Annotated in this window: 14 protein-coding genes; 13 read left to right on the top strand and 1 reads right to left on the bottom strand. The window is 70.8% G+C overall.

The genetic code is table 11. The features are described from left to right. Window positions 1–5 precede the first annotated feature (5 nt). On the top strand, window positions 6–539 hold the full coding sequence (locus OV287_RS52340) for a phage tail protein (protein WP_267541602.1): 534 nt from the start codon (window positions 6–8) through the stop codon (window positions 537–539). Window positions 540–560: 21 nt separating this feature from the next. Then, entirely contained in the window at window positions 561–1,292 is a 732-nt protein-coding gene (locus tag OV287_RS52345; RefSeq protein WP_267541603.1) for a T4 family baseplate hub assembly chaperone, read from the top strand. Window positions 1,293–5,321: 4,029 nt separating this feature from the next. On the opposite strand, the gene OV287_RS52350 is transcribed toward OV287_RS52345, so the two are convergent. Further along, window positions 5,322–5,873: a hypothetical protein gene (locus OV287_RS52350; protein ID WP_267541604.1), complete on the bottom strand. Its 552-nt coding sequence runs from the start codon at window positions 5,871–5,873 to the stop codon at window positions 5,322–5,324. A gap of 147 nt (window positions 5,874–6,020) precedes the next feature. On the opposite strand from OV287_RS52350, the gene OV287_RS52355 reads away from it, so the two are divergent. The 11 genes from OV287_RS52355 to OV287_RS52405 are packed head-to-tail and all read left to right on the top strand — an operon-like array spanning window position 6,021 to window position 21,324. Further along, the gene (locus OV287_RS52355) at window positions 6,021–6,641 is read left to right on the top strand and encodes a Pvc16 family protein (RefSeq protein ID WP_267541605.1); all 621 of its coding nucleotides are present in this window, start codon (window positions 6,021–6,023) and stop codon (window positions 6,639–6,641) included. Next, the gene (locus OV287_RS52360; RefSeq protein WP_267541606.1) at window positions 6,641–8,659 is read left to right on the top strand and encodes an ATP-binding protein; all 2,019 of its coding nucleotides are present in this window, start codon (window positions 6,641–6,643) and stop codon (window positions 8,657–8,659) included. Before OV287_RS52355 ends, OV287_RS52360 begins: the two co-directional genes overlap by 1 nt. Before the next feature lie 18 nt (window positions 8,660–8,677). After that, window positions 8,678–8,950: a hypothetical protein gene (locus OV287_RS52365; protein ID WP_267541607.1), complete on the top strand. Its 273-nt coding sequence runs from the start codon at window positions 8,678–8,680 to the stop codon at window positions 8,948–8,950. Continuing rightward, the gene (locus tag OV287_RS52370) at window positions 8,947–9,600 is read left to right on the top strand and encodes a hypothetical protein (protein ID WP_267541608.1); all 654 of its coding nucleotides are present in this window, start codon (window positions 8,947–8,949) and stop codon (window positions 9,598–9,600) included. Before OV287_RS52365 ends, OV287_RS52370 begins: the two co-directional genes overlap by 4 nt. A 15-nt stretch (window positions 9,601–9,615) precedes the next feature. Then, window positions 9,616–9,915, top strand: a complete 300-nt coding sequence (locus OV287_RS52375) for a hypothetical protein (RefSeq protein ID WP_267541609.1) — start codon at window positions 9,616–9,618, stop codon at window positions 9,913–9,915. Beyond that, on the top strand, window positions 9,912–11,057 hold the full coding sequence (locus tag OV287_RS52380) for a hypothetical protein (protein WP_267541610.1): 1,146 nt from the start codon (window positions 9,912–9,914) through the stop codon (window positions 11,055–11,057). Before OV287_RS52375 ends, OV287_RS52380 begins: the two co-directional genes overlap by 4 nt. After that, the gene (locus tag OV287_RS52385) at window positions 11,054–11,977 is read left to right on the top strand and encodes a phage baseplate assembly protein V (protein ID WP_267541611.1); all 924 of its coding nucleotides are present in this window, start codon (window positions 11,054–11,056) and stop codon (window positions 11,975–11,977) included. The genes OV287_RS52380 and OV287_RS52385 overlap by 4 nt, the downstream gene beginning before the upstream one ends. Then, a complete protein-coding gene (locus OV287_RS52390) occupies window positions 11,974–12,348 on the top strand; it encodes a GPW/gp25 family protein (RefSeq protein WP_267541612.1) in 375 nt (124 codons plus the stop codon). Before OV287_RS52385 ends, OV287_RS52390 begins: the two co-directional genes overlap by 4 nt. Beyond that, window positions 12,345–14,756, top strand: a complete 2,412-nt coding sequence (locus tag OV287_RS52395) for a baseplate J/gp47 family protein (RefSeq protein ID WP_267541613.1) — start codon at window positions 12,345–12,347, stop codon at window positions 14,754–14,756. Before OV287_RS52390 ends, OV287_RS52395 begins: the two co-directional genes overlap by 4 nt. Next, the gene (locus OV287_RS52400; RefSeq protein WP_267541614.1) at window positions 14,753–18,586 is read left to right on the top strand and encodes a putative baseplate assembly protein; all 3,834 of its coding nucleotides are present in this window, start codon (window positions 14,753–14,755) and stop codon (window positions 18,584–18,586) included. The genes OV287_RS52395 and OV287_RS52400 overlap by 4 nt, the downstream gene beginning before the upstream one ends. Continuing rightward, complete coding sequence (locus OV287_RS52405; protein WP_267541615.1) at window positions 18,583–21,324, top strand: hypothetical protein; 2,742 nt, start codon at window positions 18,583–18,585, stop codon at window positions 21,322–21,324. Before OV287_RS52400 ends, OV287_RS52405 begins: the two co-directional genes overlap by 4 nt. Window positions 21,325–21,334 lie beyond the last annotated feature (10 nt).

The raw sequence follows: 21,334 nt of genomic DNA on the forward strand, positions 1-21,334 counted from the left end.
CACCCATGCCCGAGTTCTCCAAGAACCCCAAGCGCGTCGACCCCTACAAGAACTACAAGTTCATCGTCTCCTGGGACGGCAAGGCCGTTGCTGGCGTCTCCAAGGTGAGCCCTCTCAAGCGCACCACCGAGGTCGTCAAGCACCGCGCCGGCAGCGACCCTTCCACCACCCGTAAGTCCATTGGCCAGACGGACTGGGATGCCATTACCCTCGAGCGCGGCGTCACCCATGACATCGCCTTCGAGCAATGGGCCAACAAGGTCTGGGACTACGCCAACTCCTCCGCCCTCGGTCAGGAAGTCTCCCTTGCTGACTTCCGCAAGGACATCACCATCGACCTCTACAACGAGGCCGGCCAGAAGGTGATTTCCTACAAGTGCTACCGCTGCTGGCCCTCCGAGTTCACCGCCATCCCCGAGCTCGACGGCATGGGCAACGCCGTCGCCATCCAGACCCTCGTCCTCCAGACCGAGGGCTGGGAGCGCGACCAGAGCGTCCAGGAACCCTCCGAGCCTTCCTTCAACGACCCCAGCCAGTAGCCATTACCCGGGGCCTGAGCGATGCGGCAGCTCAACGCGCATGACGTCGTGCGCATCTGCGAGTGGGGCCGGGACAAGCACCCGTTGGATAGGGCGCTCGTCCTGCTTCGCGCCGCATCGCCCGGCGTGGAGCCGACGGCACTCGCCCGACTCCCCATCGGCCGCCGCGATGCGCTGCTCCTCGAGCTGCGCGCGCGTTCCTTCGGCCCCAAACTCGAGGTGCTCGTCCCCTGCCCCAAGTGTGGCGAGCGCCTCGAGATGTCCCTCACCACTGACGAGCTGCGCGTCCCCGCCCCCGAGAGCCCTCGCTCCCCGCTGGAGCTCGACGGCTGGGCGCTCGATTACCGGCTGCCCGACAGCAATGACCTCGCCGCACTCGCCCACCTGAAGGACCCCCGCGCCGCTCGCGCCCGCCTCCTCCAGCGCTGCGTCCGCGAGGCCCGCTCCGAGGGACAGCCCGTCTCCATCACCTCCGTCCCCGAGCCCGTCCTCTCCGCCCTCGCCGCCCGCCTCGCCGAGGACGACCCCCAGGCCGACATCACCTTCCGCCTCGACTGCCCCGGCTGCAGCCACACCTGGCGCGCCGCCTTCGACATCCTCTCCTTCTTCTGGTCCGAGCTGGAGACGCAGGCCCGCCAGCTCCAGCGCGAGGTGCACGAGCTCGCCAAGGTGTACGGGTGGAATGAGGCCACCATCCTCTCGATGAGCGCAGTCTCCCGGCAGCGCTACCTGGAGCTCGTCACCAGTGGATGACTTCCTCTCGCGCCTGGCCGAGCGCGCCACCGGTACCGCCTCCCTCGTCAGGCCCGCCCACCGCTCCATCTTCGCCGGCTCCCGCTCGCTCGTCGGCGAGCACATCGACGACCCGCTCGCGCCTCGTCCCGATGCGCCGCCTCCCTCTCCCTTCGAGGATGCCCCCATCCTCGTTCCCCTCCCCTCGGGCGCGGACTCCGCTTGGGGAGCCCTGCTCGGCAATGTGCTGCGCGCCGGAGCCCTCGAAGCCACGGGGCTGCCTCCCTCCTTCGAGGAGCCCGCGCTCGATGGCTCGGTGCCGCTGGAGGACCCGTTCGCGGCTCCATTCGCCGCGTCCGCCGCGACGCCCCCGGCCTCTGCTCCCCCTCGGGAAGTGAAGGAGTCCTCCGCCTCGGAGCCTGCTCGACGGACGGATGCGGCTGCGGCTCCGCCCTCCACAGCGGAGAAGGATCCAGCGCCCACTTCCGCGAAGCCTCCGCCCGCCGGTGACTCGTGGGAGCTCGCGCCTGTGCTGCCCGCTCCCGCGACGCCCGCTGTGTCCCTTCCCGGGGTAGAGGCGCTCTCGCCCGGGCACGGTTCCGAGACTCACGCCATACTTCCGCCGCTCGTGGCCCCCGCTCCGTCGGCCCCACCCTCGCTCACTGGCCCCTCCGCACAGGCCGAGCCCCTGGCCGCTCCGCCTCGCGCGCACGAGCAGCCGGCTCCGACACCACTCGAGACGCCCGCTCCGGCCGCCACGACACCGCGGCCCTCTGTCTCTTCCGGGGAAGAAGAGCCTCTCCTCGTCGCGCCGGCGCTCACGCATGAACGCCCAGAGCCCCTGCCTACCGTTGCTCCCGCTCCCGGAATTCCGGCGCCGTGGGACTCCGTCCAGCCAGAGCAGGAGGAGCCGCTCACCGCCGCGCTGACACGTGACTCCGAAGCCAGCGCGCCCTCCGCGCAGCGCATTTCCGTCCCTCCGGAACCAGCGGAGCTACTCGCTGCTCCTGCTTCTGCGCCCGCTCGCGCCCCCGCGCAGCCGGCGCCTCCGTCCTACACCCCGCGGACTCTCGCGCACGAGCCGACTTCTCCGCCGATCGTCACCGACGCGTCCGTTGCCCCAGAGCGGCTTCCTTCCGCGTCCGCCGAGCAGCACACGCCTCCCGCCGCGCAGGTCTCCGCACACTCACAACTGGCCCCTTCGCTCCTCTCCACCCCGGAGCGCACGCACGAGTCCCCAGCACCTCTGCCCCTCGTTGCTCCCGTGGCCTCCGCGCAACCGCCCGCTCTCGCCTCGGGGCGGGGTGAGCCGCTCGCCGAGCCCGCTCGCTCGCCTGGGCATCCGGAAGACGCGCCGACCACCTCAGTTTCCGCTCCGGCGGATACAGCTCGGCTCACCGAGCCTGTGCGAGTGGTTGAGCTTGCTCCTCGTACCGCCCCGGCCCAAGGCACCGATACGGGCACGGTCACTCTGCCGCTCGGCGCTCCTGCACAGGCCGCCGCTGCTCAGCGGGCATCTGTTGCTTCCGCGCCGGGAGAATCACTCGTTCCTCTACCTCACGCGCACGAGACGTCCGTTCCTCCACCGCCCAACGCACAGGCCCGCACGCACGAGAGCCTGGCGGCCCTGCCCCTCATCACTCCTGCGCTGGCTTCCCCGCTGCCGCTCCCCACGGAGCCACACGAGCCTTCCGACGCTCCGGCCTCCACTCATGCACACCCGGCTCCTTCGCTCCCCAGTCCTCCGAAGGCAGTCGCGTCCTCGCCGCAACCGCCAACCACTCCCCCTGAGAACAGCCAGCCTCCCGGGCTCGCGCTTCACCAACTGGTCCGACCATCGGACCAGTTGCTCGAATCCGCGCCCGGCAGGTCCCCCTCGCACGAGTCCCAGGCACCGTTGCCCCTCGTTGCTCCAACCTCCCCTGGCTCTCCACCGAGGGACTCCGCCTTTTCGCGGCACGCACACCCGCTCGAGTCTTCTGCTCACGTGCCTGCGCTTCCGGCGGATGCTCCGGAACTCACGACTCCCGCCCCTGCGGCCCAGGTTCAGACCTCCGAGCCCTCGCCAACGGCCGTGACACTTTCTCCTTCCGCCTCGGCTCGAAGCACCGAGTCAGGTGCTGCGCCTCTACCGCTCATCTCCCCCGCGCAGGAGGTCTCCGCACAGAGGGCCTCTGTTGCTTCCGCGCAGGCAGAGCCTTTCGCCGCTCACGCGCACGAGACGTCCGTTCCTCCCGCCGCGCAGACCCGCACGCACGAGAGCCCGGCGGCCCTGCCCCTCGTCACTCCTGCCTCGGCTTCCCCGCTGCCGCTCCCCTCGGAGCCACACGAGCCCTCCGCCACTCCGGCCTCTACTCACGCGCCCCCGGCTCCTTCTCTCCCTCCGAAGGCAGTCGCGTCCGCGCCGCAGCCGCCAGCCACTTCTCCTGAGAGTCCCCCGCCTCCCGGGCGCGCTCTTCATGAACCTGTCCAACAGTCGGACAACTTTCTCCAAACCGCGCCCGGAGCGTCCCCCTCCCTTCGCGATGCTGCAGCACCTCGCACGTTCGAGCACTCCGCACCGCTGCCCCTCGTTGCTCCTGCCTCCCCTGGCGCTCCGCCTCGGGACTCCGCTCTTTCGCAGCACGCACTCGACTCTCCTGCTCGCGCGCCTGCGCTTCCGACGAATGCCCCGGAATTCGCGGCTCCCGCCTCCGTGGCCCCTGCTCGGCTCTCCTCGTCTGCGCCAACGGCCGCGCCCCCTCCTGCGCCTGCCTCGGCTCGAAGCGATGAGGCTGACGCCGCTCCGCTGCCTCTCGTTTCTCCCGCTCAGGTCGTCCCCACTCAGCGGACCTCTGCTGCTTCCGAGCAGGCGGAGCCTCTCGCCGCTCCTGCTCGCTCGCACCAGAGCCCGGCGGCCCTGCCCCTCGTCACTCCTGCCTCGGCTTCCCCGCTGCCGCTCCCCTCGGAGCCGCACGAGCCCTCCGACGCTCCCGCCTCCACTCACGCGCTTCCGGCCCCTTCGCTCCATCCGAAAGCAGTCGCGTCCGCGTCGCACCCGCCAGCCACGTCCCCTGAGAGCCCCCCGCCTCCCGGGCGCGCTCTTCAAAAACCTGTCCAACAGTCGGACACCTTTTTCCAAACCGCGCCCGGAGCGTCTCCCTCCCTTCGCGATGCTGCGGCACCTCACACGCTCAAGCACTCCGCACCTCTGCCCCTCGTTGCTCCTGCCTCCCCTGGCGCTCCGCCTCGGGACTCCGCTTCCACTCTCTCGGAGCAGGATGAACCGCTCGCCACTCCTGCATTCCCAGCAGAGCGCCCAGCGCTCCCGGCTCGTGCTCCCGCTGCTACGCCTCGGACCTCCGAGCCTTCCCTGACGGCCGCGCCCACTCCTCCGCCGTCCCAGGCACAAGGCCTCGAAACGAGCGCGGCCCCTCTGCCCCTCGTCTCTCCCGCCTCGCACGTTCCCGCGCAGCAGTCTCCCGTCTCTTCTGAGCCGGGTGAACCGCTCCCCACGCTGGCTCATGCGCACACGCAGCAGCCGCATCCTCCGCTCGCGCCTCGGGCTCGCACGCACGAGCACTCGACACCGCTGCCGCCCGCCGCCCCAGCTTCCGTTTCCCAGGTGCCGCCCACCTCCGCTCGCTCCGAGCAGGCGCAAACACTCACCGCTCCGACGATCCCGCTCGCGCAGCCGGCGCCTCTTCCCCTCGTTGCTCCCGCTCCGGTTGCCTCCACACAGTGGGAATCTGCGCGCCCGGAGCAGGCGCCTCCGCCCACTGTCGCCACTCACTTGCAACCGGCGCCTGCACTCGCGTCCCCAGCGCCTCTTCCCCTCGTTGCTCCCGCTCCGGCGGCCTCTGCGCAACGGGAGTCCTCTCGCCCGGAGCAGGTGCCTCCGCTTACTGCCGCCACGCACTCGCAACCGGCGCCTTCACCCACCGCTCCTCCGACACGTACGTCCGCGGCTCCGACGCCCCTGCCGCTCATCGCTCCTGCTCCGGTTGCCTCCGTTCAACGTGAATCCGTCAGCCCCGAGCACAGCGAGCCTCTCTCCACGACCGCCCGGACTCACGCGCAGGCCGCGCCTACGGCACTCGACATGCCGGCTCGTGCTTCCGCTCTCGGCCAGGCGCCCCTGCCTCTCGTCCCGCCCGCGCCGTTGTCTCCGGAGGCCCAGCCCACCCGCTCCACACGAAGCGCTCCCGCCACAGCGGCGACCCACGTTCCCTCGCTGCCGGTGACGGGCTCCGTGCTCCCTGCCTCCGTACCTGCCCGCGATTCCGCGCTGCCGGTGATGAGCGCTGTGCCCCCCTCCGCCTCGTCGGCCCACGCACCCGCGCCGCAGGCGCTCGGGCCCGCGTCACGGACCGCATCACCTCGCGTCTCCGAGCCGCTCCGGCCGCTCGCCTCCGCGCCTGGGCTCGTCTCCGATAGCGGTGAGTCTCCCCTGCCGCTCGCTTCGTCCGCTCGCGCCTCCGTGACGCGTCCTCCCGACGCCCACGCCGAGCCAATGCCCTCCATCATCCCCACGCTCGCGCCCTCTCCTCGCGAGCCCGCGTGGCCTTCTCCTCCCCGCGAGGAGCCTCCCGCCGCCGCGCCTCCCGTCATCCGCGTCTCCATCGGCCGGCTCGAGCTCCGCCCCGCCAGTCATCCCTTCTCGCCCCTCCCCTCCTCTACCTCTGCCCCTGGCACCGCTCCCGCGAGCTCTCGCCCCAAGCCCAGGAACAGCCTTGGGCTCAACGACTACCTGGCCTCACGTAAATCGAGATGAGCAACCACCTCGCCATCGCCACCGTCACCTCGGCGCTCAAAAACCTCGTGAGTCGCTACGCCCTCGAGTCCGTCCCCGGCGCACACGTCACCACCGTGCCCTTGCGCTCGCTCGGCACCGAGGGCCTCACCCGAGGGGTCAACATCTCCCTCTTCATGGCCACCCCCAACCCGGCCTTCCGCAACGACCACGTCCCCACCCGCAACTCCAACGGCACGCTCGTCTCCGTTCCCCGCGTCGCCCTCACCCTCCACTACGTCTTCACCTTCTACGGGGATGAGACCCGCCTCGAGCCCCAGCTCCTGCTCGGCAGCGTCGTCGCCACCTTCCAGCGTCAGCCCGTCTTGACGCCCACCCTCATCAGGGAAACCATCCGCGCCACCCCCACCCCCGACCTCTCTGGCTCCAACCTGGACCAGCAAGAGCCCCACATCTCCATCACGCCCTACATCCTCAACCTCGACGCGCTCCATAAGATGTGGTCCACCTTCTACCAGGTCCCCTATTCGCTCTCGGTCGCCTATGAGTGCGCGCCAGTGCTCGTCGACGCCGACGTGGTCGCAACGCCACCGCCTCCTGTGAAGGACGTGGCCCCCTCCACCAAGCCCAAGCCCTGATGAGCTGGGAGACGCACAACCACGCCTTCCTCGCCGCCAGTCTGCGGCGGGTGCAGTTCCTCCTGGAGCGGCACGCCGAGCCCTCGCGTCCCGCGCCCAGCGACCTGCCCCCCGTGGACGAGGACGGCTGGCCTCATTGGCCCGACGACGCCGAGGCTCCGCCCACCCTGCGCGTGCTGTGCGAGACGTTCCGCCTCAGTCCCTTCGAGCGCGATGTGCTCCTCATGTGCGCCGGCATGGAGCTGGACTCCCGCTTCCCCGCCCTGTGCGCCCGCGCCCAAGGGGACTCGCAGCGCCCCTGGCCCACCTTCTCGCTCGCGCTCGCCGCCATCCCCGGCGCCCATTGGGATGCACTCGCTCCCCATGGTGCCCTGCGCTACTGGAGCCTCATTACCCCCGGTACCGGTACCTCGCTCACACAGTCCCCGCTGCGCGCCGAGGAGCGCATCTGGCAATACCTCGTGGGCATCGACACGCTCGACGAGCGGCTCGTCCGCTACGTGCAGCCAGTGCCCATTTCCAGCTCGCTGGTGCCCTCGCACGAGGAGCTCGCCCGGCAGGTGGCCGCCACCCTCGCCGCTGCCGCCAACACGGGCGAGCTGCCCGTCCTCCAGCTCTGCGGCAAGAGCCGGTTGGACCAGGCCGCCATCGCCTCGGCCGCCGCGGAGCTGCTCGAGTGCGAGCTCCAACGCATTCCCGCCGAGGGCCTCCCCGGCTCGCGCGACGAGGTGGAGCGGCTCACCCGGCTGTGGAATCGCGAGGCGCGGCTCGGCGCCCAGATGCTGCTGTTGGACTGTCATGACCTGGAGTCCAACGACACCGAGCGCGCTGCCGCCGTGGCCCGCATCGTGGCCTCCGTGAAGGCACCCGTGCTGCTCGCCGCGCCCGAGCGTCGCACCACCGGCGCCCGCCGCACCGCCCTCATCGACGTGCCCCTGCCCCGAGCCCCCGAGCAGCATGGCCTCTGGCTCGACGCGCTCACCGATCGGCTGCCTCCCGAGGCTGCGCAGGAGCTGCAGCTGCCCGAGTCCGCCAGCACGCTGGTGGGCCAGTTCGATCTGGACAGCTCCTCCATCGAGTCCGCCGTTACCCAGGCCATGGGCCCGCTGATGCTGGTGGAGCAGCCCGGTCCCTCACAGGTGTTCGAGGCCCTGTGGACAGCGGCCCGCGCCCAATCGCGCAGCCAGCTCGAGGCGCTCGCCCAGCGATTGGAGGTGCGCGCCACCTGGGAGGACCTGCGCCTGGGCGAGGCCCAGCTTCAGCAGCTCTCCGAGATAGAGATGCACGTGCGCCGCCGCCTGCTGGTGCACGAGACGTGGGGCTTCTCGCCCGGGGGCTGGCGCGGAACCGGCACCACCGTGCTCTTCTCCGGCCCCAGCGGCACCGGCAAGACGCTCGCCGCCGAGGTGCTCACCCACCGGCTCGGGTTGGACCTGTACCGCATCGACCTGAGCGGCGTGGTGAGCAAGTACATCGGTGAGACGGAGAAGAACCTGCGCAAGGTCTTCGACGCGGCCGAGTCCGGTGGCGCCGTGCTCCTCTTCGACGAGGCGGATGCCCTCTTCGGCAAGCGCAGCGAGGTGAAGGACAGCCACGACCGGCACGCCAACCTGGAGGTGAGCTACCTGCTCCAGCGCATGGAGTCCTTCCACGGGCTGGCCATCCTCACCACCAACCTCAAGGCCGGGCTGGACGCTGCCTTCACGCGGCGTCTGCGCTTCATCGTGGACTTCCACTTCCCGGACAAGAAGCAGCGCGAGGCCCTCTGGAGCCGCGCGTTCCCAGCCAGCACGCCCACGCATGGGTTGGACCCGGCGCGGCTCGCGGCGCTCAACGTGTCCGGCGCCGTCATCCGCGCCATCGCCTTGCATGCCGCCTTCCTCGCCGCAGAGGACGCCGCGAAGGGTGAGTCACCTCCCGGGGTCCGTCCCCGCCACGTGCTCGCCGCCGCCCGCCGCGAGTTCGAGAAGCTCCAGCAGCCCTTCCCCCACCTCAAGGAGTTCGAAGGATGGGAATGACACGATGGGAATGACGCGATGGGAATGACACCTCGGCCCGGCATCCATCTGGACATCGACTCGCTCGTGCTCGCCGACGGGCTCGTCTTCCACCCCGAGGCCTTCCGCGAGGCCCTCGGCGCGCATCTCTCGCGCCTGCTCACCGAGCATGGCCTGGAAGGGCTCGCCCCCGGCACCGCGCTGCGGCTGGAGTCCGCCTCGCTCGAGCTGCCCCCAGGCCTGGACACCCAGGCCGCCGCCGAACACGCCGCCGCACAACTGCTCGCCCACCTCACCGGAGGCCTTCCATGAGTGTCGACATCTACCGCAAGACGCTGATGGGCTCGCTCGTCATCATCCCGCCCACCGGAGGCGCTCGGCACGTCGTCGTCTTCCAGCTCAACCCGGCCTCGCTGCGCCGCCGACTCCAGCCTCAGCTCGCCGGTGGAGACAGGGAGAGCCGCAGCGGCCCCATTCAGTTCGCCGCCGCCCCCACCGAGACTATCGACGTGGAGCTGGAGGTCGACGCCACGCTCCAGCTTCCCGCCGCCCCCGGCCAGCCCGCCGCCTCGGACATCCGTCCGCAGCTCGCCGCCATGGAGTCGCTCCTCTACCCCAGCTCCACGCAGGTGCAGATGCAGCAGGCCCTGCTGTCGAGCGGCACGCTGGAGATTGGCCCCTACCTGGCGCCCACCGTCGTCTTCACCTGGGGCAGCTCGCGCGCCGTGCCCGTCAAGGTCGTGGGCTACAGCGTCACCGAGGAGGCCTTCCTCCCCTCCCTGGATCCCATCCGCGCCCGCGTCTCGCTCAGCATGCAGGTGCTCAGCTATTCGGACGTCATGCCGACGGACCCGGCCTGGTCCCTCTTCATGGCCTACCAGTCCACCAAGGAGCAGGAGGCCACTGGCGGCTTCTCCTCCGCGAGCCAGGACATCCTCGGCGTCAACCCCACCACCCTTTGAGCGGGAGCCCTCGTCATGTTCGGTCCCACCAGCCGCTACGCCAACATCCCCGACGCGACCTACACCGCGCCCGACGGCACCGTCATCTCCTACAAGCAGCGGCGCTTCCCCTCCGTCCCTTCCGGCACCCCGGTGGGACAGACGACGCTGCGCACCAATGAGCGGCTGGATGTGCTCGCCGCCCGCACCATTCGAGACCCGCTCCAGTTCTGGCGGCTGTGTGATCTCAACGGGGTGATGGATCCCTTCGAGCTGGTGGACGAGCCGGGCCGCAAGGTGCTGGTGCCGCTGGCCGTGGTGCCCGAGACGCGATGAGCTTCTCCACCCCCAAGCTGACGCTGATGATCGGCCGCATGGTGGCCGTTCCCGCGCCCGCCTCGCTGATGTCCGCTCTGCGCCGAGCGCAGGTGACGAACACCGACTCGGGCCCCTCGGGCTTCCAGCTCGAGTTCCAGGTGAAGCGCGGCTCCAGCCCGCTCGACTACGACGTGGTGACGCAGGGCCTGCTGGCTCCCTTCAACCGCGTGGTGCTGATGGTGACCCTCTCCACCATCCCCACCGTCATCATGGACGGCCTCATCACCCGCATCGAGCTGCACCCGCGCCAGGGCAACCAGCCGGACACCATGGTCGTCACCGGCGAGGACATCAGCGTCGCCATGGACCTGGAAGAAAAGACGATGCCCTTCCCGGCCATGAGCGACTTCATGATCGCCGACCTCATCATGGCCGAGTACGCCATGTACGGCATCATCCCCATGGCCCTGCCCACCACCATCAACCTGAGCTCGGATCCGCTGGACTACACCATCCAGCAGCCCGGCATCACGGACCGGGCCTTCCTCAACAAGCTGGCGGCGCGCAACGGCTACGTCTTTCAAATCATCCCCGGCCCCGCGCCGATGGTGAACACCGGGTACTTCGGCCCGCCTCGGCGCATCGGCGTGCCGCAGGCGGCGCTCACCGTCAACGAGCTGCCCGTCAGCAACGTGAACTCCCTGAGCTTCTCCTATGACGCCCTGGCGCCCACCACCGTGGTGGGACTCGTCCAGGACTCGCTGGAGACGGACATGGACATCCCCATCGCGGCCCTGCTCCCGCTGCGCGTCCCCCCCATGGCCGCCATGCCCGCCATCCTCGCCAACGTGCCCAACATTCGCATCTCGCTGTTGGATCCCGAGGGCATGGACCCCATCCAGGCCGAGACGGTGGCCCAGTCCATGGTGGACCGCTCCACCGACAACGTGCTGACGGCCACGGGCGAGCTGGATGTGCTGCGCTACGGCTCGGTGCTCAGCGCTCCCGGACTGGTGGGGGTACGAGGCGCGGGCTACGGTCACGACGGCCTGTACTACGTGCAGCAAGTCACTCACGAGATAAAGCCCGAGAGCTACACGCAGCAGTTCACCCTCACCCGCGAGGGCTGGGGCAGCACGATTCCCATGGTGAGGCCATGAAGGCACAGGCGCAGGGGAACCAGGACAGGCGCTACTACGGCAAGTACCGCGGCAAGGTGTTGGAGAACATCGACCCGATGGAGCTGGGCCGCATCATGGTGGAGGTGCCCGCGCTCGTGGGGTTGGAGGCGAGCTGGGCGCTGCCGTGCGTGCCCTACGCGGGCCCGCAGGTGGGCTTCGTGATGATTCCTCCCATCGGCGCCAACGTCTGGGTGGAGTTCGAGGGCGGAGACCCCACCCATCCCATCTGGGCCGGGTGCTTCTGGGGCGAGCTCGAGAAGCCCGTGCTCAACGAGACGCCCTACCAGAAGGTCATCAAGACGGAGTCCTTCACCCTCTTCATCAATGACGTCCCCGGTGCGGGCGAGATGATGATCGAGATGGGGCCTCCCGCCTTCGAGATTCCCGTCATCCTCACCATGGACGCCGCGGGACTACAGATTGAAACGGCCGAGGCCATCGTGTCGATGAGCCCAGAGGAGATCACCGCCACCCTGCCGCCCACCGTCGTCACCATCACCGAGGAGAGCGTCGACGTGGTGACGGAGGGCGTCGTCACCGTCACCGCGGAGGACGTCAACGTCACCGCCAACGTGGACGTCACCGGCCCGGTCGAGGTGACGGGCAACGTGGAGCTCACCGGCGCGGTGGAGATCGAAGGCAATGTGGAGATCACCGGCGCGGTGGAGATTGAGGGCAACGTAGAGATCGCCGGTGCGGTGGAGGTCGAGGGCAATGTGGAGATCGCGGGCGCGGTGGAGATCGAAGGCAACGTGGACGTCACCGGAGCGGTGGAGGTGGTCGGGGACACGGCGGTGATAGGCGCCTTCGAGGTGGTGGGAGACCAGGCGGTGGCTGGCGCGGTGGAGGTGGCGGGCCCGCTCGTGGCCGCCACGCTGACGGGAGTGCCCATTCCATGAAGCGCTCCTCCCACCGGACCGACGTCGCCTTCCCCTATGGCGTGGATGTGCGGGGCCAGACGGCCACCGCCGCCAGCTACGACGCGCACGTGCGCCACCTCATCGAGCAGGTGCTCTTCACCTCGCCCGGCGAGCGCGTCAACCGCCCGGACTTCGGCAGCGGGCTGCTCCAGCTCGTCTTCGCTCCCGCGGGGGATGAGCTGCTCGCCTCCACCCGCCTGCTGCTGCAGAGCAACCTCCAGCGCTGGTTGTCGGACGTCATCACCGTGGAGGCGCTCGACGTGACGCTCCAGGAGTCCACGGTGAGCGTCACGCTGCACTACATCGTGCTGGCCACCGGGCAGCGGCGGCAGGACCGGTTCACCCGATGAGAACTGGAGTTCCCCCCGAGCTGCTGCACACCTCGCCCGCGCGCGCCGAGCGCAGGAAACTGCTGGCCTCGACGCCGGGCCACTTTGGTCTGGAGCAGGTGGAAGTGCTGGACGTGAAGGGGCCCAGTTGGGTGCTCCGCCTGCACTTCATCCCTCACCTTGGTCAGGAGTATGGCCAGGAGGGCGGCGGCGACATTCCCCCCGGGCTGGAAGCCGCCCACCTGCTCGTGCTCGACGAGGACGAAGAGCCCGTGCCCGCGACGGCCCGCCTCCTGGCTCAACACGCGCACACGCTGGAGGTGGCGCTCGTCCTGGAGCGGGGCTCGCCCACGGAGCTGGGGCACCGGCCCCTCACGCTCGTCCTGCTGGGGCCGGACTCGGTGGACCCTGTCTTCAACCGGGCTCCCTTTCAGCTCTCCCTGGCGCGCGACGCGGCCCCCACGTCCACGAAGGACACCTCCAGCGACGCCGAGGGACTGACCCTCCCGCCCGCCTCCTACCAGGCCAAGGACTACGAGAGCTTCTCCCGGCTGCTGCTGGACCGGATGCGACTCACCGTCCCCAACTGGCAGGAGCGGCACGCCGCGGACCTGGGAGTGATGCTCGTGGAGCTGATGGCCCACGCGGGCGATACCCTCAGCTACTACCAGGACGCGGTGTCCGCCGAGGCCTACCTGGGCACCGCCCGCCGCCGCACCTCGCTGCGCCGCCACGCCCGGCTGCTGGACTACACCGTGCACGAGGGCTGCAACGCCCGCGTCTGGGTGCACGTGGCGCTGCCCGAGGAGCAGCTCGAGCTGGACCTGCCCGCGGGCACCGCCTTCCTCACCGCACCGCCCCTGCCTCCCCGGAGCGCCTGGGACGTGCAGCCACCGGAGCATCACGCGCGCTTCGAGAGCCTCTCTCCCGCCCGGCTCCACGTGGCGCACAACTCCTTCCAGCCCTACACCTGGGGCGCTCGCACCACCACGCTCGACCAGGGCTCCACCTCCGTCACCCTCGTCGGGCACCACGCGCGGCTGCGTGCCGGGGATGTGCTCGTCCTCGAGGAGCTGCTCCACCCCACCACCGGCCTGCCCGAGGACGTGAATCAGGCCCACCGGCATGCCGTGCGGCTCAACGCGACTCCCGTGCTCGACGAGGACTCGCTCACCCGGACGCACCTCACCCACGTCTCCTGGTACCCCGAGGACGCCCTGCCCTTTGACCTCGCCCTGGGCACCACGACCGACGGCAAGCCCCTGTCCCAGGTGCTGGGCAACCTGGTGCTCGCAGACTCCGGAATGACGCAGCCGGAGGTACAGGCGGTGGTGGAGGCCGATGGCACCGCGCGCATTCCCCTCGCCGGCCTGCGCGTGGTGAGTCACGAGCCCTTCCCCGAGGTTCTTCTGCGCACGCTGCCTGCCTCGGAGACGCTCCTCCAGCGGCCCCGGCACGCCATGCCCTCGGTGCGCGTGCTCGAGCGGCGCCCAGGCCGCGAGATGGAATGGACGCCCCGGCACGAGCTGCTCTCCAGCGGTCGCTTCGAGCGCCACTTCGTCGCCGAGGTGAATGATGGAGACAGCCTGGTGCTGCGCTTCGGCGATGGAGACTTCGGGAGGCGCCCGCCCCCTGGCACCCGGCTGCGGGTGACATACCGCACCGGGCACGAGCACATGGCCAACGTGGGCGCGGACCGGCTCATGCGGATGGACCCGCAAGTCGCCCAGTATGTGGAGTCGGTGCGCAATCCGCTGCCCGCCCACGGCGGAGTGGGCTCCGAGGACGCCGAGCGCGTGCGCCGCGACGCCCCCCACGCCTTCCGCACCCAGGAGCGCTGCGTCACCGACGAGGACTACGTGACGCTCGCCCGGCGCGTGCCCGGAGTGCGCGCGGCGGCCCTGCGCCTCGCCTGGAATGGAAGCTGGCACGTCGCCCAGGTGCATGTGCTGCCCGACGAGGGCCGGACTCCTTCCGCTCGGCTGCTGGAGCGCGTCCTGCGCTACCTGTCCGCCCACCGTCTCATCGGCATCGAGGTGGAGACGCGCTCCCCGGAGCTCGTCCCGCTCGACATCGCCCTGCGCGTGGGCGTGCAGCCCGGCCACTCGCCCGGCACCGTGCGCCGCACGCTGGAGCAGGAGCTGGGCAGTGGCGTGCTGGAGGACGGGCGCCTCGCCTTCTTCCACCCGAGCGCCTTCAGCTTCGGCCAACCGGTGTACCTGGCGCCGCTCATCGCCCGCGCGGCCGCAGTGGCGGGCGTGGCCTGGGTGGACGCCACCCGCTTCGAGCGCTGGGGCCAGGACGAGTCCAGTGAGCTGGAGAGCGGCCGCATTCTCGCGGGCCCCACCGAGCTCATCCAGGTGGAGGGCAGGCCCGGCCGGCCCGACCTGGGGCTCGTCGACATCACCGTGACTGGAGGTAGCCGATGACGAACCGGCCCTACAACCCGCCCGGACGCTCCGAGCTGAAGGGGCGGCTGGGGACTCGGGCCGAGTTCCTCGAGCGCATGCGGCAGCGACTCGTCCAGGTGAGCGCCAGCCAGACAGCCGGCGCGGCTCAAGATGGGCTTGCTCTGCCCGTGCACGGCGTACCGCTGACGCAGGTGCCGGGCACGGGGCAGGAGAGCCAGGTGGTGCCGGGCAACGACTTCACCCAGGGGCTGCTCGACGGGTGGGCCACGCTCGCTGACATCCTCTGCTTCTACCAGGAGCGCGTGCTCAACGAGGGCTACCTGCGCACCGCCACCGAGGACTTCTCGGTGATGGAGCTGGTGGCCACCCTGGACGTGCAGCCCGAGCCCCCTGTGTCCGCGCGAACGGACGTGTGCTTCACCCTGTCCACCCGGCCCGGCGCTCCCGCGCAGTTGCTGCTGGCCCCGGGGCTGGCCATGCAGAGCATCCCCGGCCCCAACGAGAAGCCCCAGGTCTTCGAGATCTCCGCCCCGCTGCTGGCGCGCCCCGAGTGGAACGCCATGAGGCTGTGGCAGCCCCGCGCCCCCACGAGCCCCTCGCCCCTGCGCGCCGATGCCCACGGTGTGCTGCTGGAGAAGGGCACCCAGGACATGCGCCCAGGAGACCTGGTGCTGCTGAGGGCTCGGCTCGAAGATGGCTCGGGCTGGTGGATGGCGCTGAAGACCCTGCGCCGCGTGGGCCGCTCGCGCCGCCGAGGGTGCTCGCTGCTGGCCTGGGACGAGCCGCTCGATGCGTCGCTCGGCACGAAGCTGATCTCCAACGTGGAGGTGTGGTCGACGCGCGCTCCCGAGCTGCTCCTCGGCGCTACCGCGAAGCCCTGGGCGGAGCTGCCCCTGAAGGACAAGCTGCGCCTGGGCACGCCGTGGGGCGGATTGCAGCGCATGGACGCGCCGTGGAGCACGTGGAAGAACCTGCAACGCGGCCTGCCCCTGGGGACAGTGCTGTGCCTGGGCGCGCACCAGGGCAAGCTGCTCGCGAGCGTCGAGGGCCAGGGCCTCCTGCGCTCCAAGGACGCGGGCGACACCTGGGAGACGCTGACGCTGCCCACCGCGCACGTGGACGTGCTCTGCCTCGGGCGAGACTCCCAGGGCCGGCTGCTGGCGGGGACCCGCAGGCACGGCGTCATCCGCAGCGCCGACGGCGGCGGCTCCTGGGAGCTGCTCAAGGGAACGGTGGTGGTGGAGACCTCGTTGGTGCCACTGGGCCGCAACCCGCGCCGAGACTTGCGACTGCCTCCCTCTCCCGTGCGCGGCGTGGCCGCCTTCGTGTCCGGCGAGGGCAAGTCCGCCGCCTCCTTCATCGTTGCCGGCACCGACGAGGGCGTCTTCTGCTTCGAAGAGGCCACCGCCACCTGGCTCCCCTTCAATGAGGGGCTGCCCATGGGCAAGGACGACGGCGCCCGCGTGCCCGTCTCCGTCTGGTCCGTGGTCGCCGATGCCACCCGTGCCACCTTCGTGCTCGCCACCAGTCATGGCGTCTTCTTCACCAAGCGCCTGGGCGACAAGTGGGAGCGGAGAGACCCCGGCCGCGCCGGACAGCCCGCGCTGGCAGCCCTCGTGGACGAGCAGGGCCGGCTCTTCATCGCGATGGAGGACGGCTCGCTGTACCGCTCCGTCGACGGCGGGCAGACGTACTCGAAGGTGACGCCCGGCGGGGGCGCGGCGGTGCGCTCTCTGGCGCTCGGCATTGCCGCGGGAGGTGCCCAGGCGCCCGTGCTGGCCGCCACCTCGCAGGGAGTCTTCATGTCCCCGGACGGCGGCACCACCTGGGTACAGCCGCCCGCGTTGGACCCCGTGGAGGCCACCGCCGTTGCCGAGGTCGCTCCCTTCCAGCTCATCGCCGCCACGCCGCTGCTGGGCGTGAAGGAGCAGCATTGGCCGCACTGGCGCCTGGAGCAGGGCGTGCTGGATTTCTCGCGCGTGCTGCCGCGGCTCGCCGTGGGCCAGCCGCTGGTCCTGGAACAGGCGGTGGAGGACAGGACGGTCCGCCGTGCCTTCCTCGCTATTAATGATGTGTCGACGGTGCAGGTGAAGGACTTCGAGCTGCGCGGGCTCGTCTCCCGGGTACGCGTAGCGCCCGAGACGGCGGTGGTGGACTTCGACCGGGGCCAGTCCCGCGCCCACTGCGCCGGCATCGTCCTGCCGCAGTTCACCTCGCAGGTGCGCGACAACGGCCCCATGCAGGCTGTCTCGCTGGACGCGGTGCTGAACTCGGACGAGGCCTTCGCCGCGCTGGTGCGAGAGGCCCAGGACACGCCGCCCGACCAGGGAGACAGGCTGCTGGTAGATGGCGCCCTGCCAGACCCCAGCGGGCGCGTGGTGCTGGTGGAAGGGCGACGGATGCGCGTCCAGCTCCCCGTCTACCCTGCTGGCGCCACGCCGCCGATGCTGGTGTCCGAGGACGGGCTGGCGCGCCAGGCGCTGAAGTCCGGCGAGGTGCTGGAGGTGATGGCCCGGCCGGTCTCCTCGAGCCAGGGCGCACAGGGCTCGTCGACGTGGCGTCTGCGCACCGAGCGCGGCTTCACGGGCACGGTGTCCTTCGCGTCCGGCCAGGTCCAGCTTCTGCCCTCGGCCTCCGACGGGGAGTCCGCGGTGGAGCGGCGGCAGGTGGCGGACATCGCCGAGCAGACCGGCGCCACGTGGTTGGTGTTGAACGAGGCGCTGGAGGGGCTGCTGGACCCGGACACGCTCGTCGTCTACGGCAACGTGGCCGAGGCCACCCACGGCGTCACCGTCTCCGAGGTGCTGGGCAGCGGCGACGCCACGCAGAGCTTCCAGTCCTTCCGCCTCAAGCGCTCACCGCTGGCATGGGTAGCCACCGCGGACGGGCCGGTGGCGCAGATTGACGTCTGGGTGAACAAGCGGCGCTGGCACCGGGTGGCGGACTGGAGCGGACAGGGCCCGGACAGCTACGTCTACGTGCTGAGAAGGGCCGCGGACGGCACGACGTCGGTCGTCTTCGGCGATGGCCTGCGCGGGGCGAGGCTGCCCACGGGCCAGGAGAACATCACCGCCACCTACCGCGTGGGCGGCGGGCCGAACGGCAACGTGGGAGCTGGCCGTATTCGCATGCTGCGCACCAAGCCGCTGGGACTCGACAGCGTGAGCAACCCCTTGCCCGCGGGCGGAGGCACTGCCGCGGAGCCCTCGTCCTCGCTGCGCACCCGCGCGCCCCTCCGGGTACGCACGTTGGATCGCATCGTCTCGCCGCGTGACTTCGAGGACTTCGTGCGCACCTACCCCGGCGTGGCCCGCGTTCGGGCGCGTCAGGTGTGGAATGGCCGGGAGCATGTCCTCTTCCTCACCGTGGCCACCGAGGAAGAAGCCTCCCAACATCAGCTTCAGCCGGGCTCCGCGCTGGATGTGGCCCTGCGTGAGGCCCTGGAGCAGTTCCGCCCGTCCACCCACTCGGTGGAGCTTGGCTCCTACGTGCCCCGCTACTTCGAGCTGGCGGTGACACTGACGGTGGACCCCGACTTCGAGCCCCAGCCCATCGAGGACGCGGCCCGGCAGGTGCTCGGGGACGCCTATGCGTTCGAGCAGCGCGAGCTGGCACAGCCCGTGGCGGCCTCGGACATCCTCCGCCGGCTGAGCGCGCTGGATGGGGTGCTCAACGTGCGTATCACCACCCTGCGCCCCTTCGGCTCCACCGACACCCGCCCCGCGCCCGCCCTGCTGCAGGCCGGTGACATCCACTGGGACGAGCACCAGCGGCGCATCGTGCCCGCGGAGCTGCTGCTGCTCGACGTGGCGACGGGGCTGACCCTTACCCTGGAGACTGGCCCGTGAGTACCTCCGGCTCGCAGCGGCTCTACGAGCTGCTCCCCCTCATCCACCGCGCCTTTGACGAGGCGCAGGGCGGCCCGCTCCGCACGCTGCTCCAGGTCATCGGCGAGGAGTACGACCGGCTGCACGCGGACATCGGCCAGCTCTACGACGACTGGTTCATCGAGACGTGCGAGGAGCAGCTCGTCCCGTACATCGGAGACCTGGTGGGCGTGCCGATGAGGGAGTCCACCGGCGCGCCGGACTGGCTGCTGCGAGCGCGAGTGGCCAACGCGCTCCGCTACCGCCGCCGCAAGGGGCTGCCGTCCACGCTGGAGCAGGTCATCTGGGAGACGTGCGGATGGAACGCGCGGGTGCTGGAGTCCTTCCAGGGGCTGGCGGCCACGCAGCACGTGGAGCACGTGCACCTGGAGCACGGAAGAGCGGTGGACGTGCGGAGGGGAGCACCGTCGCTGCTGGCGAGGGGCGAGCCGCGCACCGGCCACCTGGCGGACGTGCGAGGCGATGGCACCAGCGTTGGCCCGCGAGGCCTCTTCAACACCTTCCACGTGGGCCTGCTGCTCAGCCGCATGCACGTGTACCCGGTGGAGCGCTCCGAGCCCATGCGCGTGGCCGAGGGCTGCTACACCTTCCATGCACTCGGCCTGGACACGCACCTCTTCACCCTGCCGCGACGCGAGCAGTGGCCGGACCTGCCGCCCTCGCTGGAGATGCCGCTGCCCCTCACCTCGCGGCGGCTGGAGGCGGACGTGGCGCTGGCCCGTGAGCGGCTGACGAGCACGGAGGACATCCTCTCGCCCCAGGAGCGCCTGGAGCAGCCCGAGCCCTACCTCACCGTGCGGTGGGACGACACGCCCGTGCCCCGGGTGGACCTGCACGCGCAGGACTTGAAGCACTGGCACCGGCCGGGCCCGTCACTGGTGGGCCTGCGCTCGGGTCACCCGCGGGTGGATCCGCTCGAGCGCCACCTGAAGCTGGAGGCGTGGATGGGCGAGGAGGGCCCCCACCTGCTGCACCTCCACCTGCACCACCCGCACCACGAGCCCGGCTCCGTGCCCGCGCTCGCCGCTGCGCTGGAGGAGGCCCTACGCAACGCCAGCCCGAGCCTGGCCTTCGCGCAGGCCCGCGTCTTCGTGTCGGGCGAGCACCTGCTGGTGCTGCCGGGAGTGCCGCTCGGAGGCCACCACCCGGTGCGCTTCGCCCCGGCGCCATCGGACCCAGAGGGCGCCCATGCGATGGGACTGATGGGAGAGCATGCCCGGCGTGTCGCGGTGCTCGTCTCCCAGGAGCTGCCTCCCGCCACGGGCGAATCGGGCCAGGGCCGGCTGCTGCTGCGGCTGGGCGAGGGCGACACCGTGCCGCTCTCCGTGCCCCTGGGCGAGTCTCCCGAGGAACTGGCTCGAGTACTACGGGGACAGTTGCTCGCATACGAAGGCTGGCACGCCCTCGCCCATGAGGCGCTGCTGCTGGTGCTGGCCGAGGCGCCCCACGCCTCGCAGTACCTGCGCGCGGAGGAGGATCCAGAGGACCCCGTCACGGCGCGGAGGCTGGGCCTGAGCCCGCGCGTGGCGGTGGACGTGAGGCGGGGACGGCTGGCCTTCTCGCTTGGAGAGGAGACCGAGGGACGGAAGCTCCGGGTGGATTGGGCCTTTGGACGGCCCGCGGACCTGGGCGCGAACCCTGCCTGGCGTGAAACGCCCTCCGAGGAGAATGAGCCGCTCACGTGGCAGGCCGAGGTATGCGAGGACGCCACCAGCGACTGGGTGAACGAGCCAGGCACGACGCGCTTCAACAGCCTGTCCGAGGCCTTGGTCGCCTGGGAGAAGCATGACGCGGGCGAGCCCGGCACCAGCACCCCGCGCACCGCGAAGCGTGGCCTCCTGCGCATCCTCGACAGCTCCACCTATGCACCCGGCCCGAACGCGACCTCCTTCCAGGTGCGCGTGGAGCAGGGAAGCACCCTGCGGGTAGAAGCAACGGGAGGGGAGTTGCCCGCGCTCGACGGCGGACTGCTGGCGGACGGCACCGGAGAGGGCGCGCGGCTCGTCCTGGACGGACTGCAACTGCGCGGAGTGGAAGTCCGGGGCACGCTGCGGCTCACCGTGTCTTCCTGCACGGTGCTCGGCCCGCTGCACGCGCCGAGGCAGGACGCCAGCGCCTTCCTGGAGGTGGAGCTGCGAGGCAGCCTGCTCGGCCCAGTGTCCCTGCCCGCAGGCACCACCCGCCTGGAGGTCTCCGACTGCGTCCTGCGCGGGCAGGAGGGACGCCCGGCCCTGGGCGGTGAGCATGCCCACTCGCCCGGCCCCACCACGTCGCTGACACGCACCACGGTGCTCGATGCTGTCCACGTGGACGCCCTGCCCCTGGCCGAGGACTGCCTCTTCGCCGAGCACGTGGAGGTGCGTCACGTGCAGGGCAGCCTGCTGCGCACCTGTGCGCTGCCATGGTCGTCGCGGCACCTGCCCCGACACCGGTGCCTGCTCTTCTCCGCGCCGCTGGAGGCCGCCGGGGAGGCGACCATCGCCGCCGGCCCCGAGTTCGTGTCACGCGCGGTCGGCGAGCCCGGTTACGCGCGGCTCGCGGACACCGGTCCGATAGAACTGAAGACCGGTGCCACGGATGGGGGAGAGTTCGGCGTGTACCAGCCGCTCCAGGAGGAGCGGAGGCTCGTCGCGCTCCGAGGCGTGCTCGAGGAGTTCCTGCCCGCCGGACTGAGCGCCGGCGTCTTCTTCATCGACTGAGCCCGCCGGA

The organism is Archangium lansingense (assembly GCF_026626635.1).
In the GTDB taxonomy this organism is placed as follows: Bacteria; Myxococcota; Myxococcia; order Myxococcales; family Myxococcaceae; genus Archangium; species Archangium lansingense.

Bases quoted from the DNA above. Each gene is read 5' to 3' on its own strand.
- OV287_RS52370 (WP_267541608.1), top strand. From the start codon at position 8,947: ATGAGTGTCGACATCTACCGCAAGACGCTGATGGGCTCGCTCGTCATC.
- OV287_RS52365 (WP_267541607.1), top strand. From the start codon at position 8,678: ATGGGAATGACACCTCGGCCCGGCATCCATCTGGACATCGACTCGCTC.
- OV287_RS52350 (WP_267541604.1), bottom strand. From the start codon at position 5,873: ATGGAGACGCGGATGACGGGAGGCGCGGCGGCGGGAGGCTCCTCGCGG.
- OV287_RS52375 (WP_267541609.1), top strand. From the start codon at position 9,616: ATGTTCGGTCCCACCAGCCGCTACGCCAACATCCCCGACGCGACCTAC.
- OV287_RS52380 (WP_267541610.1), top strand. From the start codon at position 9,912: ATGAGCTTCTCCACCCCCAAGCTGACGCTGATGATCGGCCGCATGGTG.
- OV287_RS52385 (WP_267541611.1), top strand. From the start codon at position 11,054: ATGAAGGCACAGGCGCAGGGGAACCAGGACAGGCGCTACTACGGCAAG.
- OV287_RS52400 (WP_267541614.1), top strand. From the start codon at position 14,753: ATGACGAACCGGCCCTACAACCCGCCCGGACGCTCCGAGCTGAAGGGG.
- OV287_RS52355 (WP_267541605.1), top strand. From the start codon at position 6,021: ATGAGCAACCACCTCGCCATCGCCACCGTCACCTCGGCGCTCAAAAAC.
- OV287_RS52345 (WP_267541603.1), top strand. From the start codon at position 561: ATGCGGCAGCTCAACGCGCATGACGTCGTGCGCATCTGCGAGTGGGGC.
- OV287_RS52395 (WP_267541613.1), top strand. From the start codon at position 12,345: ATGAGAACTGGAGTTCCCCCCGAGCTGCTGCACACCTCGCCCGCGCGC.
- OV287_RS52340 (WP_267541602.1), top strand. From the start codon at position 6: ATGCCCGAGTTCTCCAAGAACCCCAAGCGCGTCGACCCCTACAAGAAC.
- OV287_RS52390 (WP_267541612.1), top strand. From the start codon at position 11,974: ATGAAGCGCTCCTCCCACCGGACCGACGTCGCCTTCCCCTATGGCGTG.
- OV287_RS52360 (WP_267541606.1), top strand. From the start codon at position 6,641: ATGAGCTGGGAGACGCACAACCACGCCTTCCTCGCCGCCAGTCTGCGG.